This is a genomic window from Kitasatospora sp. NPDC101447 (assembly GCF_044767225.1).
Lineage (GTDB): Bacteria > Actinomycetota > Actinomycetes > Streptomycetales > Streptomycetaceae > Kitasatospora.
Window position 1 is genome coordinate 39,240 of sequence record NZ_JBIWNL010000015.1, and the last position, 12,919, is coordinate 52,158.

General features: G+C 76.7%; 12 protein-coding genes. 7 read left to right on the top strand and 5 right to left on the bottom strand.

Annotation, left to right across the window (positions count from 1 at the left end; all coding sequences use genetic code 11):
• Positions 1-262 precede the first annotated feature (262 nt).
• On the top strand, positions 263-1,036 hold the full coding sequence (locus tag ACIRST_RS22080) for an SDR family NAD(P)-dependent oxidoreductase (protein WP_402803745.1): 774 nt from the start codon (positions 263-265) through the stop codon (positions 1,034-1,036).
• A gap of 50 nt (positions 1,037-1,086) precedes the next feature.
• Here ACIRST_RS22080 and ACIRST_RS22085 read toward each other — a convergent pair whose 3' ends face one another.
• Together ACIRST_RS22085 and ACIRST_RS22090 are read right to left on the bottom strand one after the other, a co-directional pair.
• The gene (locus tag ACIRST_RS22085) at positions 1,087-1,794 is read right to left on the bottom strand and encodes a hypothetical protein (protein ID WP_402803747.1); all 708 of its coding nucleotides are present in this window, start codon (positions 1,792-1,794) and stop codon (positions 1,087-1,089) included.
• Between the two features lie 245 nt (positions 1,795-2,039).
• Positions 2,040-2,774, bottom strand: coding sequence for a hypothetical protein (locus ACIRST_RS22090; protein WP_402803749.1), 735 nt, complete (start codon positions 2,772-2,774; stop codon positions 2,040-2,042).
• Between the two features lie 104 nt (positions 2,775-2,878).
• On the opposite strand from ACIRST_RS22090, the gene ACIRST_RS22095 reads away from it, so the two are divergent.
• Complete coding sequence (locus ACIRST_RS22095) at positions 2,879-3,151, top strand: hypothetical protein (RefSeq protein ID WP_402803751.1); 273 nt, start codon at positions 2,879-2,881, stop codon at positions 3,149-3,151.
• Here the strand turns inward: ACIRST_RS22095 and ACIRST_RS22100 are convergent.
• The 3 genes from ACIRST_RS22100 to ACIRST_RS22110 form a co-directional block, all read right to left on the bottom strand.
• The gene (locus tag ACIRST_RS22100) at positions 3,060-3,668 is read right to left on the bottom strand and encodes a hypothetical protein (RefSeq protein WP_402803753.1); all 609 of its coding nucleotides are present in this window, start codon (positions 3,666-3,668) and stop codon (positions 3,060-3,062) included. The two genes, ACIRST_RS22095 and ACIRST_RS22100, sit on opposite strands and share 92 nt — an antisense overlap.
• 51 nt (positions 3,669-3,719) lie before the next feature.
• Positions 3,720-4,043 carry a hypothetical protein gene (locus tag ACIRST_RS22105; protein WP_402803755.1) on the bottom strand — a complete coding sequence of 108 codons (324 nt, stop codon included), beginning with the start codon at positions 4,041-4,043 and terminating at the stop codon, positions 3,720-3,722.
• A gap of 432 nt (positions 4,044-4,475) precedes the next feature.
• A complete protein-coding gene (locus ACIRST_RS22110; protein WP_350519572.1) occupies positions 4,476-5,507 on the bottom strand; it encodes a glycosyltransferase family 2 protein in 1,032 nt (343 codons plus the stop codon).
• 385 nt (positions 5,508-5,892) lie between these two features.
• Between ACIRST_RS22110 and ACIRST_RS22115 the strand changes: the two genes are divergently transcribed.
• The 5 genes from ACIRST_RS22115 (at position 5,893) to ligA (ending at position 12,908) form a co-directional block, all read left to right on the top strand.
• A complete protein-coding gene (locus ACIRST_RS22115; RefSeq protein WP_402803757.1) occupies positions 5,893-7,509 on the top strand; it encodes an FAD-dependent monooxygenase in 1,617 nt (538 codons plus the stop codon).
• A 311-nt stretch (positions 7,510-7,820) separates the two neighbouring features.
• Positions 7,821-9,389: a murein biosynthesis integral membrane protein MurJ gene (murJ, locus tag ACIRST_RS22120; RefSeq protein ID WP_402803953.1), complete on the top strand. Its 1,569-nt coding sequence runs from the start codon at positions 7,821-7,823 to the stop codon at positions 9,387-9,389.
• 104 nt (positions 9,390-9,493) lie between these two features.
• Positions 9,494-10,312 carry a methyltransferase domain-containing protein gene (locus ACIRST_RS22125; protein WP_402803759.1) on the top strand — a complete coding sequence of 273 codons (819 nt, stop codon included), beginning with the start codon at positions 9,494-9,496 and terminating at the stop codon, positions 10,310-10,312.
• A gap of 183 nt (positions 10,313-10,495) precedes the next feature.
• A complete protein-coding gene (locus ACIRST_RS22130) occupies positions 10,496-10,696 on the top strand; it encodes a hypothetical protein (protein ID WP_396552166.1) in 201 nt (66 codons plus the stop codon).
• Positions 10,697-10,811: 115 nt separating this feature from the next.
• Positions 10,812-12,908, top strand: coding sequence for an NAD-dependent DNA ligase LigA (ligA, locus tag ACIRST_RS22135; protein WP_402803955.1), 2,097 nt, complete (start codon positions 10,812-10,814; stop codon positions 12,906-12,908).
• Positions 12,909-12,919: the final 11 nt, after the last annotated feature.

Genomic DNA, 12,919 nt, shown 5'->3' on the forward strand with positions numbered 1-12,919 from the left:
CACGCGTGCCCGGGAGCCGCGGTCCTGTATTCACCGTCGCACGGCGGCCCCGCCCGCGCCCGGGCCGCACCTGACGGCGGCGGCGGTCGCGCACCGTACGGGCGGGGCTCCGTACGGACAGGGCGGGCCCCCGGCGGGTGGGATCCGGGCGGGGTGGGAAGGCATGACCTCCGGTGCCGGAACGCACCGGGGACGGGCCCTGGTGCGCGGGCAGTCGAGCCGTCGAGCAGTCGAGCAGTCGAGCAGTCCGAGGAGCGTGCGGATGTCGTCTTCACCGGGTGCGGTGGCCCTGGTCACCGGTGCCGCCGGCGGGATCGGACGGGCCGCGGCGCTGCGGCTGGCCCGCGCGGGGTGGGCGGTGGCCGCGGTGGACGTGAACGCGGCCGGCCTCGACGCCCTGGCCGCGGAGGCCGCCGGGGTGCGCCCGTTCGTCTGCGACGTCGCCGACCGGTCGGCCGTCGCCACCGTGGTCGGCGACATCGGCCGCGCGCTGGGCCCGCCCCGCCGACTGGTGCACTGCGCGGGCGTCGCCGCCATGGGGCGGCTGCTGGACCAGGACCCGGCGGACACCCTGCGCGTGATGGACGTCGTGTACGGCGGCACGCTCCACGTGGTCCGGGCGGTGGTGCCGGCCATGGCCGCGCGGGGCGGCGGACAGGTGGTGCTGTTCGGCTCCATCGCCGGCTGGGTGCCGGTGCCGATGGGCGGGGCGTACGGCGCGGCGAAGGCCGCGGTCCACTTCCTCGCCGAGACCGTCGCGGCCGAGCACCGCGGGGACGGGATCCGGGTGGTGTGCGTCTGCCCGCCCGCGGTGGAGACCCCGATGCTGGACCGGATGCGCGCCGACTCCCCCGAACTGGTGGGCAACGTCCGGGGGTTGGACCCGGAGGTGGTCCTGGACTCGATGGACCGCGCCCTGGCCCGCGGACACCTGTGGGCCTTCCCCGGGCGCGGCACCCGGGCGATGTGGACGGCCCGGCGCCTGGCACCCCGCCTCCTCGGCCGCACGATCGGCCGCCTCGTGGTCGGGAAGTGAGGCGGGACCGAGGCCGGAAGTGGGGCGGGATCGCCGCCGCGCGGGCCCGGTCAGCGGCCGGCCGTCCCCGGGGCCTCCAGTTCTGTGTGGTGGACGGTGAAGCCGCCACGCAGGACCGGGGCGAACGGAGCCGGGGCCATGCAGGTGCCGACCACCGGCTGGTAGGGCTTGCCGTCCGCACCCACGTCCATGTTGGCCACGCCCCAGGAGAACCCGAGGCGGGCGTCACCGTGGCCGCTGCCCTGGTAGATGCTCAGGCCTATTCGCTCGCCGGTGTTGCCGACGTCCGACCTGGTGACGACGGCGGTCAGCGTGGCGACCGGGCCACCGGTGCTCAGGCAGTCCACCTGGGCCTCGGCGCTGTAGACCTTCCCGGTGTCGGCCGTGCGGTGGGAGTAGCGGACGGTGCCCCGCGCGTCGGTGGGCAGGCCTTCGGCCGCACCGGTGCCCGGGAAGCGGTGGGTGTACGGGGCCGCCAGGGCGTCGACGGTGAACCGGATCTCGTCGTCCGGGGAGAAGGCGTACGAGATCCGGGCCGTGCCGCTGACGCTCGCCGGGCGCGCGGCCCGGCCGTCCTGCTCGGCGGACGGAGCGGTGGCGGACGCGGCGCCGGTGGCGGAGGCCGGGGCGACGCCCGTGAGCGCCACGAGCGCCAGCCCGGCCGCGGCGACGCCCCGGGCGGCACGGGCACTGACACAGGCGCGGGCGCAGGCGCGGGCAGAGGCGCGGCTACGGATGCGGGTACGAATGCGGAACACGGTGGGTTTCCCTCCCTCCGACGGCCCGGGCGGCCGCCGTCTCGATGTCCCCAAGCGTGGCCGCCGCACCCCCTCGCGCACATGTGCCGATCGGCATAAAAGTCCTGCTCTCCGCGGGTGTTGTGCCCTGCCGATCGGCAGGGCACCCCGTGGTGCACCGATCCTGGGAGTCGGCGGCGCGGAGCGGTGTCGCTGCACGGGAAGTCGGCCGGTTCGACTTCCCGTGCGCGGGCCGGGCGGCCCCGTCAGCGTCCTCGCCACCACCGGCGGCGCGGCGCCTCCGCCGGGGCAGGGGCGGGGGCGGCCGGGACGTCGCCGGCGCCGTCGCCGGACGCACCGCCGCCGGATGCGCCGCCGTCGGGTGCGGGGCCGGGGAACGGGGGCAGGGCCCGGAAGCGGTCGTCGAGCACCGCGCTCGCGCCGACCCGGGCCAGCGTCTGCCGGACCAGGGTCAGCGGGTGGGTGGGGAAGTGGGCGTCCCACTCCGGGAGGTCGGCCGCGTGGTACGGCAGCGGGCCGCGCAGGTCGGGGTCGTAGGGGTGGGGGCGGACGTAGGCGTCGAAGCCGACCCGGTCGGCGACCACCGCCTCGCGCATGCCGCTGACCGGGCCTTCGGCGGCCTGCACCTTCAGCACCACGCTGCACCGGTCGCGCGGTACCGTCCACGCCCCGATGAAGACCTGCCCGCGGCCGGTCGCCCTGGGCACCTTGACGAGCTGCCACAGGCCCGGCACCCCGCCCAGGTCGCGCACCTGCGCCTCGATCAGCGCGGCCCCGCTCCGCGCGGTGTGGCGGGCCAGTTCGCGCAGCAGCCGCTCGCCCGCGTCGAGCGGGGCCACCAGGTCCGGCACGAGCGCGAAGTCGTGGACGGACAGGACCATCCCCTGTGGGTCGTCCCACACCCGGTCTCCGCCCCCGGTGCCGTTCCCGTCCTCGCGTGGGACGAAGCCGGCCAGATCCAAGCTGATGATCGCACTCATGGCGGTCATCCTCCCGCCCCCGGCCGCCCGGCGGCACGTCCTTTACCCCGCCGCACGGCTGCGCCCGGTGATCTCCACGGGTGCGCAGGCGGGAGAATGGACGGGTGACCGACAGCCAGCTCCCCCGGGGCATCACCGCCCTCATCCCCGGCGCCCCCACCCCGCCCACGCCCGGCGAGCGCGCGGCGTCGCAGCTCCTCCACCTGCGCACCGCCGAGGTGCCCCTCCCGCTCCTGGCCGCGGCCGTGGAGCTGATCGCCCCGCAGCTGGAGAGCGAGGACCCGGTCACCCGCGAGGCCGCCGCCGCCGTACGCGCCCGGCTGCTCGCCGCGCTCGACGCCGCCGGGCCGCGCACCGCACGACCGGGCACCACCTGACCGGGCACCGCCTCACCGCGCGCCACACGACCGGACGGCGGCCGGGGCTCCCCCGGGTCAGCCGTGGCGCAGCGGGCCGACGATCTCGTCGACCAGCCACCGCGCCACGCCCGGCGGGTCGGGGCTGCGCAGGCTGAGGACGAGGGGGGTGAAGCCCGCGGCGATCGGTTCGGCGAGGACGGCCCGGTCCCGGGCCGGGTCGTCGCAGGAGACGACGTAGTGGACGGAGCGGGTGATCGTGCGCGGGTCGCGGCCGATCGCGCGCAGTGGGCGTCGAGGACGCGGCTGCGTTCGCGGACGTGGTCGACGGTGTCGTGGGGCGGGCCGGGGACGGTCCTGGTGGCCGCCTGGTCGCCGAACAGGCGGACACCAGGCGCAGCAGGCATGTTCCCCGGCCGCCGATGAGGATCGGCGGGCCCGGCGGCTGGACGGGTTCGGGGTGGTGGCGGTTCCCGTGGAGGGAGTTGTGGCGCCCGTCGAAGTCGAAGACGTCCTGGGTCCACAGGCCGCGCAGCACGGTGAGGGTCTCGGCGAGGCGGTCGATGCCCTCGCCGGGGCGGGACGAGGCTCAGGCCGTGTCCGGCGTATTCGGCGGCGGCGGGGTTCGGCCCGGCGGTGCCGCCGGCTCCGGGCGGCTGGTGGGGTGCCGCCGCCTGGTCCCGGCGGGACGAGCTCGGGCGGGGTGGCGGAACCGGTTGCTGGTGACCAGGAGGCCGGGGCGCAGCCGGCGGGTGGAGGTGGCGAGGGCGCTGAGGAGGGTCCGGACTTCCGGGACGTCGTCCTCGGGGTCGGCGATGGGCATGAGGTGGTCCCATGACCAGGCGTCGGCGAGGTCGGGGAGGTCGTCGGCTTCCTGCCGGACGCGGAGGACGTCGGCGTAGGGGGCGCGCACGGGGGTGGTCTTGATGCCGAAGGTGACCGGCTGGGCGGGTGGTTCGGCTGGGGCCCGCGGCCCCGAGGACCGCCGCCGGAACGTCGTCCGGCTCACCCCGCAGGGGCGGGAGCTGCCGGCGCGGGCCGAGCGCGTGCGCGTGGCGGCCGAGGGCCGCTTCCTCGCGCTGCTCGCACCGGCCGAGGCGGACCTGTTCCTGCGCACCCTGCGCACGCTCGGCACCGGGCCGAAGCCGGGGCCGCACCCCGAGCAGGAGCAAAAGGCAGGAGCAGGAGCAGGAGCAGGACGGGCGGTGGCCGTTCCGGCCCGAGGGCCCCGGCGCCGGCCCCGGGTGGCGGCCCGGCCCTGGCCCCGGGCGCCGGCCCCGGGTGGCGGCCCCGGGCGCCGGCCCCGGGTGGCGGCCCGGCGCCGGCCCCGGGTGGCGGCCCGGTGTCAGCTCCGGGTGGCGACCTGGCGGGTGCGGCGGGCGAGGCGGTGCAGGCGCTGGACGGCGACGAAGCGGTGCATCCGGTCGGCCAGCGTCAGGCGGTACTTGAGCCGCAGCCGGCTGCCCAGGGCGGCAAGCCGCTCGGGGCCGATGGCCCGCAGCAGTCGGCTGACGTGCTGCTGGTAGGCCTCCCGGTAGGCGCGGTCGCCGTCCGGGACGGACCAGAAGAACATCGGGATCTCCTCGACCAGGCAGTTGTGGTCGTAGGCGCGCAGGTGCTCGGCGAACTCCGGCTCGGGGCGGGCGAGCAGCCATTCCCGGACCAGTTCCATCGAGCGGACCCGGTCGACCACGCCGCGCGGGTCGGTCTTCTTCTGGGTGATGGACAGGTCGCCGTCCTCGCGCACCCGCCAGTGGTAGATCGGCTCGGCGAGCACGTCGACCCGCTCGGCGAGGAAGTGGTGGGGCACGCTGACCGGGGCGTCCTCGTACAGGATGCCCTCGGGGTAGAGGATGCCCGCGGCGTCGAAGAAGGAGCGCCGGTAGACCTTGTTCCAGGCGGTGCGGTCGGTGACCAGGGCGGGCACCTCGCTGACGTGGGTGCGCAGCCGGGTCTCGCGGAAGGCGCGGCGGTGGCCGTGCGAGGGGGTGAGGCCGCTGGTGCGCAGGCGCAGCGCGTTGCCGGTGACGAAGTCGGATCCGGTCTCGTCCAGCGTGCTGATCATCAGCTGGTAGGCGTGCGGCGGCAGGGTGTCGTCGCTGTCGACGAAGGCCAGGTACTCGGTGCCGGGGGTCAGGTGGCGCCAGCCGGTGTTGCGGGCGGCGCCGAGGCCCTGGTTCTCCTGGCGGACCAGGCGGAAGCGCGGGTCGCGGCCGGCGTACTCCTCGGCGATGGCGGGGCCGCCGTCGGTGGAGCCGTCGTCGACCAGGACGCATTCGAAGTCCTGGAAGGTCTGGGCCGCGATCGAGTCGAGGCATTCCGCGAGGTAACGCTCGACGTTGTAGATCGGGACGACGACGGACAGGCGGGGGGCCATCGGGCGGCCTTTCCTCAGGTGCGGACGCGCGCCGGACGGGGCCGGGCGGATACGCACCGCCGACGGCCGATCACCGGCAGTGGCCCGAATGTAGGGACCGTACAAGAACGTTGGGCGAACGGTAGGTGTCGTAGAGGCTGCGGACCTGTGGAGCGGACGTGCCCGGCGTCAACCGTTCGCAAACCAGCAGTACCTGTACGGGGGACCTTCCCGCCGGCCCCGGGCCCCGGCCCGCACGCCGGCCCCGGGCCCCGAACCCGCACGCCGAACCCGCACGCCGCGGCCGCCGGGACGTCCCACCGCCTCCGCCGGGCGGGACGCCGGGGCGGAGGGCAGCCTGGGAGTACGGGCGGCACCGCCGGTGCCGGGCAGCCGAGGAGCGGGCATGGACGACACCGACGTACTGGTCGTGGGCGCCGGCCCGGTCGGCCTGACCGCGGCCGCCGAGCTGTGCCGGCGCGGCGTGCGCTGCCGGGTCGTCGACCGGCTGGACGCCCCGCAGCCCTACGCCAAGGCGGTGGGGATCCAGCCCCGCACCCTGGAGCTCTGGGACGCGATGGGGCTGGTGGGCCGGGTCCTGGACGAGGCGGTGCCGCTGCTGGGCCAGCTCGCCTTCGTCGACGGCGAACCCGGCCCGCGCCTCGACCTCGACCTGCCCGCCGAGGTGCCGTACCGCTTCGCCGCGCTGCCCCAGGACACCACCGAGCGGCTGCTCGCCGAGCACCTGGCCGGGTGCGGCGGCGCCGTCGAGCGGGGCACCGAGGTGCTCGGCCTGGAGCAGGACGACGAGGTCGTGCGCGTCACCCTGGCCACGCCCGCGGGGCCGCGCGAGCTGACCGCCCGCTGGGTCGTGGGCTGCGACGGCGCCCACAGCACGGTGCGCCACGCCGCCGGGATCGGCTTCGGCGGCGACGCCTTCCCCGAGCAGTACATGCTCGGCGACGTCGAGCTCGACTGGGACCTGCCGCCCGGCTACGTCGTGCGCTCGACCCGCCGGACCGCCGACGGCGGCACCGACGCGCTGGTGTGCGTCCCGCTGCCCGGGCGCGGCCGCTACCGGGTGTCCATGAACGTCCCGCCCGAGCTCGCCACCGCCCCCGCCGCCGGGGTCGCGCACGGGCTGGAGGGCGGCCGCGCCCCCGAACTGCGGCACATCCAGCAGGTCCTGGACCGTCTCTCCCCGCGGCCCGCCACCGCCTCCGCGCTGCGCTGGTCCTCGGTGTTCCGGATCAGCCACCGCCTCGCCGACCGCTACCGCGCCGGGCGCCTGCTGCTGGCCGGCGACGCCGCCCACATCCACCCGCCCACCGGCGCCCAGGGCATGAACACCGGCATCCAGGACGCCTGGAACCTCGCCTGGAAGCTCGCCCTGACCGTCCGCGGCGCCGCCACCGACACCCTCCTCGACAGCTACCAGGCCGAGCGCCACCCCGTCGGCGAGGAGGTCGTCTCCCGCACCGTGCGCCACGCCCGCGCGGGCTTCGACAGCGACCCCGAGGACCCCGCCGCCCCGGTCCTGCGCGAGGCCCAGCTCCTGGTCGGCTACCGCGACGGCCCGCTGACCGAGCCCGCCCCGGGCACCCGCCCCGCCCCCGGCGACCGCGCCCCCGACTGCGCCGGCCTCACCCGCCCCCTGACCGCCTACCCGCAGCGCCTGCACGAACTGCTGCGCGGCACCCGCCACACCCTGCTGCTCGCCGCGGGCCCCGCCACCGACGCGCAGACCCTGCACGCCTGCGCGGCCGCCGCCCACGCCGCCGCCCACGGCCTGCTCGACGTGTACGCCGTCCTCGCCCAGGAATCCCCCGCCTCCCCGGCGGTGGCCGACGGCCTGCGCCTGCCCGTCGTCCGCGACACCGGCGCCGCCTTCCACGCCGCCTACCGGGTCGGCGACGGTGAGGCCCTGCTCGTCCGCCCCGACGGCTACCTCGCCGCCCGCCTGCCCGCCGCCGACCCGGCCCGCCTGGTGGCCCACCTGCGCCGCACCTTCGCCCCGGTCTGAGCGCCCACCGGACCGCGCCGGCCCGCCCGCCAGCCCGCCAGCCCCCGCCCGCCCGCCGGATGCGGAAGCGGCTGATCGGGCCTCAACTGCGGCCCGGGGAACGTAGATTGTGGATCATGATCGAGGGGACGACACGGAAACGGGGCCGCCACGCGGCCCGCAGGCGCGGGGCCGGTACGGGCGGGGCCGGTGCGGACGTGCCCGGCGCACGCAGGGCCGACGCCGACGGAGCCGACCCGGCAGCCCCCGGTACGAACAGGGCCGGTACGAACAGGGCCGGTACGGGCCCGCGCCTCCACCCGTCCGTGCTGATGGCGGCGGGGACGGTGCTCTCGCGGCTCACCGGGCTGATCCGGCAGGTGCTGCAGGGCGCCGCGCTGGGCACCGGGCTGCTGGCCACCACCTACAACCAGGCCAACACCGTCCCCACCAGCCTCTACTTCCTGCTGATCGGCGGCGCGCTCAACTCCGTCCTGGTGCCGCAGCTGGTGCGCGCGCGCAGCGCACACCCCGACGGCGGCGCCGCGTTCGAGCAGCGCCTGGTCACCCTCGTGCTGTGCCTCCTGGCCGCCGGGACGGCCCTGGCGGTGTGGGCCGCCCCGGACGTCATCCGCCTCTACCAGGACGACACCCCCGGCACGCACGCCGCGTTCGAGCTGACCGTCGTCTTCGCCCGCTACCTGCTCCCGCAGATCTTCTTCTACGGCCTCTTCGGCATCTTCGGCCAGGTCCTCAACGCCCGGAACCGGTTCGGGGCGATGATGTGGACCCCGGTCCTGAACAACGTCGTCCTCATCGCGGTGTTCGGCCTCTACCTCGGCCTGCTGAACGCCCCCGACCGGGTCGACGCCGTCACCCCCGAGCAGGTCACCCTGCTGGGCGCCGGCACCACCCTGGCCCTGGCGCTGCAGGCGCTGTCCCTGGTCCCGTACGCCCACGCCGCCGGGTTCCGGCTGCGCCCGCGCTTCGACTGGCGCGGCACGGGCCTGCGCCGGAGCGTCGGCGCGGCCCGCTGGACCCTGCTGTTCGTCCTCACCAACCTGGCGGCCGGCACGCTCGTGACCCGCTTCGCCTCCGCGGCCGACGCCGCGCTGCCGCACGACGGCGTCGGCTACACCGCCTACAGCTACGCCCAGCAGATCTGGTCGATGCCGCAGGCCGTCGTGACGGTCACCCTGGTCACCGCGCTCCTGCCGCGGATGAGCCGGGCCGTCCTCGACGACCGCGTCGGCGACCTGCGGGCCGACCTGTCCCGCGCGCTGCGCACCAGCGGCGTCGTCATCGTCCCGGCCGCGTTCGCGTTCGTCGCCCTCGGCCCCGGGATCGCCCGGCTGCTGTTCGCCCACGGCAGCACCGACGCCGCGGCCGTCCTGCCGCTGGGCCACATGCTCCAGGCCTTCGGACTCGGGCTGATCCCCTTCTCCGCCCAGTACCTCCTGCTGCGCGGCTTCTACGCCTTCGACGACACCCGCACGCCCTTCGTCCTGGCCCTGTGGATCGCCGGCACGAACGTCGCCCTCGCCGCCGCCTGCCACCTGCTGCTCCCGCCCCGCTGGGCGGTCACCGGCATGGCGGCCGCGTACGCGCTGTCCTACGGCGTCGGGCTGCTGCTGACCGCGCTGCGGCTGCGCCGGCGCACCGGCGGGCTGCTGGACGGGCGGCGGATCTGCCGCACCTACGGCAAGCTGACCGCGGCCGCGGCGCTCGCCGGGACGGCCGGCTGGCTCGTCGCCCGCGGCGTCCCCGACGCCCCGGCGTCCGCGCAGCTTGCCGCGCTCCTGCCGACGGCGGCGGGCGCCCTCACCATGGCCCTGCTGTTCCTCCTCCTCGCCCGGCTCCTGCGCGTCGCCGAGCTCCGCGCCCTGCCCGGCCTGCGCTGAACCCCGCGCCGCCCGGCACGAGCACGGCCGGACGCACGACCACGAACAGCGGCCGGGGCGGCTCGACACGGAGAGTGTCCGAGCAACTGCCTATAGTGAGCGCCATGAGCGACCCGGGCCCCACCTCGGCCTTCCGCGCGGCCAACGCCGATCCCGCGCTCACCGACCGCCTGGTCGCCGTGCTGGACGTCCTGGCCGCCTCGGCCGGGGTGCGGCGGCTGCGCGAGTGGGCGCACGCGCAGCTGGCCGCGCGCCCCGGCGAGCGGGCGCTGGACGTCGGCTGCGGCACCGGCTCGGAGACCGTGGTGCTCGCGGCGGCGGTCGCCCCGGACGGCGCAGCGACCGGACTCGAACCCCACCCCGGCCTGCGCGCCGTCGCCGAGCGGCGCGCCGCCGAGGCGGGCAGTGCGGCCCGGTTCCTGGACGGCGACGCGCTCGCGCTGCCGCTGCCCGACGCCGGGGTGGACGCGGTCCGGTGCGAGCGCGTCCTGCAGCACCTGGACGACCCGGCGCGGGCCGTCGCGGAGATCGCCCGGGTGCTGCGCCCGGGCGGCCGGGTGGCCCTGCTCGACACCGACTGGTCCACCTTCGTCCTGCACCCGGCCGACCCGGAGGTCCGCCCCGCGCTGGCCGCCGTCGCCCTGGCCACCGCCGCCACCCCGGACGCCGGGCGCCGCCTGACGGGCTGGCTGGCCGCGGCGGGCCTGACCGTCGACGCGCTCGGCGCCGACGTCCTGCTGCACGACCCCCGCACCGTCAGCCGGCCGATCGTCCTCGGGCTCGCCGACGCGGCCGCCGGGCGGGGCCTGATCACCGGGGCGCAGCGCGACCGGCTCCTGGCCGGTCTGGAGGAGGCCGCCGGGCAGGGCGCCTTCCACCTGTCGGTGACGATGTTCGCCGCCGTCGCGCACAAGCCGCTCTGAGCGCCCCGCTGACGGCCCGGATCCCCGGTGCGCGGGCGAGCCGGCTCCCCGGTTCTCGGTCCGCCCGGGGGGGCGGTTTCACCCGGACGGAGTAACTTGGTCGTACTCCACCCGCCACGGTCCGGCCGCGGGAACGACCATCGAAGGACCGTGCGTACGGGCACCAGCGATGAGGTGATGGACATGCGCGAACCGATGAACGAGGGCGTGCCGGAGTCGGCGTCCGGGATGCAGCGGCAGCTCTACAGCGGAGGGGAGCGTCCCTTCGACCCCGAGGACCTCGTGATGGCGTCGGGCCGCGACGTCACGCCCAGCCGGCTCGAATGGGCGCGGCAGGAGATCGAGCGCAAGGGCGCCGCCGCCCTGGAGCGCTACCTCCCCTGATCCGACCCCGCCCGGAGGACCGGCCGCCCCGCCGGGCCCTCCGGGCGGGAGCCGGTGGCACGCAGGGCCGGTCGGACACCTGTTCCAGCGTCGGTTGTCAGTGCCGGCGGCGATGATGCCGTCCATGAACGACGCCGCTCTGCTCACCTCCGGCGACTACGCCGACGCCGTTGCCACCGCCGTCCGGGCGGCCGCCGCCTACTACACCGACGGCGCCACGCCGCTCGGCGACGACGAGTACGACGCCCTGCTGCGCGCCGTCGCGGCCTACGAGGAGGCGCACCCGGGCGAGGTGCTGCCCGACTCCCCCACCGGGAAGGTCGCCGGCGGCGCGGTCGGGGGCGACGTGCCGCACAGCGTGCCGATGCTGTCGCTGGACAACGTCTTCTCGGCGGAGGAGCTGGCGGACTGGGCGGCCGGGCTGGAGCGCCGCCTGGGCCGTCCGGCGGCCGCGTGGTGCGTGGAGCCCAAGCTGGACGGGCTGGCGGTGGCCGCCCGTTACCGCGCCGGGCGCCTGGAGCGGCTGATCACCCGCGGCGACGGCCTCGCGGGCGAGGACATCAGTCACGCCGCCGACGCCGTGCTGGGCCTGCCCGCCGAACTCGCCGAGCCGGTCGACGTCGAGCTGCGCGGGGAGGTCCTGCTCACCCGCGAGCAGTTCGAGCACGCCAACGAGGTGCGCACCGCGCACGGCGCCGTCCCGTTCGCCAACCCGCGCAACGGCGCGGCCGGCACCCTGCGCGCCAAGGACCGCCCGTACCGCATCGAGCTGACCTTCTTCGGTTACGGCGCGGTCGGCCTCGACGAGGGCCTCACCCACAGCGCCCTGCTGGAGCGCCTGGCCGCCCTCGGGGCCAACACCGCCGCCACCACCGCCGCCCGCCCGGCGCGCTGCGCGACGCTGGAGGAGGCCCGGCAGCGGATCGACGAGATCGCCGCGCTCCGCGCCGAGCTGCCGTTCGGCATCGACGGCGTCGTGGTCAAGGCCGACGCCGCGGCGGACCGGCAGGAGGCGGGGTCCGGCTCCCGCGCGCCGCGCTGGGCCGTGGCCCGCAAGCTCGCCGCCGAGCACAAGGTCACCCGTCTGCTCGACGTCGAGTGGAACGTCGGGCGCACCGGCATCATCGCCCCGCGCGCCGTCCTGGAGCCGGTGGTCATCGACGGTGTGACCGTCACCTACGCCACGCTCCACAACCCGGCCGACATCACCCGCCGCGGGCTGATGCTCGGCGACCGGGTGTTCGTCTACCGCGCCGGCGACGTCATCCCGCGCGTCGAGGCGCCGCTGGTCGAGGAGCGCACCGGCGAGGAGCGGCCGATCGTCTTCCCCGAGGCCTGTCCGCGCTGCGGGGACGCCATCGACACCGGCGAGCAGCGCTGGCGCTGCGCCCGGGGGCGCAACTGCCAGGCCGTCGCCTCGGTGATCTACGCGGCCGGCCGTGACCAGCTCGACATCGAGGGCCTGGGCGGCACCCGCGCCGTCCAGCTTGTCGAGTCCGGCCTGGTCGCCGACGTCGCCGACCTGTTCTCGCTCACCCGCGAGCAGCTGCTCGGCCTGGAGCGGATGGGCGACACCAGCACCGACAACCTGCTCGGCGCGATCGAGACCGCCCGCACGCAGCCGCTCAACCGGGTGTTCTGCGCGCTCGGCGTGCGCGGCACCGGGCGCACCATGTCCCGCCGGATCGCCGCCCACTTCGGTTCGATGGCCGCGATCCGCGCCGCCGACGCCGAGACGCTGGCGCTGGTGGACGGCATCGGCCCGGAGAAGGCCCGGGTCGTCGTCGCCGAACTCGCCGAGCTCGCACCGCTGCTGGACCGCCTCGCAGCCCAAGGCGTGGGCACCGCCGTCAGCGCGCCGCAGGCTCCGGCCGTGCCGGGCCCGGCCGGCGGGGGCCCGGCGGAGGAGCGCGCGGCTGAGGAGGGCGCGGCTGAGGAGGGCGCGGCGCAGCCCGGGCCGCTCGCGGGCGAGGCCGTCGTCGTCACCGGCAGCATGACCGGCGTGCTCGCCGCGCTGTCCCGCAACGAGATGAACGAGCTGATCGAGCGCGCCGGCGGCAAGGCGTCCTCGTCGGTCTCCAAGCGCACCACCCTGCTGGTCGCGGGCGAGAAGGCCGGCTCCAAGCGGGCCAAGGCCGAGGAGCTCGGCATCCGCATCGTCACCCCCGACGACTTCGCCGTCCTCGTCGCCGACCACCTGCCCGAGGGCTGACGGGACGGGCT

Coding starts and splice junctions, on each gene's coding strand:
- ACIRST_RS22115 (WP_402803757.1), top strand. CDS start 5,893: ATGGACGACACCGACGTACTGGTCGTGGGCGCCGGCCCGGTCGGCCTG.
- murJ (WP_402803953.1), top strand. CDS start 7,821: ATGGCGGCGGGGACGGTGCTCTCGCGGCTCACCGGGCTGATCCGGCAG.
- ACIRST_RS22130 (WP_396552166.1), top strand. CDS start 10,496: ATGCGCGAACCGATGAACGAGGGCGTGCCGGAGTCGGCGTCCGGGATG.
- ACIRST_RS22080 (WP_402803745.1), top strand. CDS start 263: ATGTCGTCTTCACCGGGTGCGGTGGCCCTGGTCACCGGTGCCGCCGGC.
- ligA (WP_402803955.1), top strand. CDS start 10,812: ATGCCGTCCATGAACGACGCCGCTCTGCTCACCTCCGGCGACTACGCC.
- ACIRST_RS22125 (WP_402803759.1), top strand. CDS start 9,494: ATGAGCGACCCGGGCCCCACCTCGGCCTTCCGCGCGGCCAACGCCGAT.
- ACIRST_RS22110 (WP_350519572.1), bottom strand. CDS start 5,507: ATGGCCCCCCGCCTGTCCGTCGTCGTCCCGATCTACAACGTCGAGCGT.
- ACIRST_RS22090 (WP_402803749.1), bottom strand. CDS start 2,774: ATGAGTGCGATCATCAGCTTGGATCTGGCCGGCTTCGTCCCACGCGAG.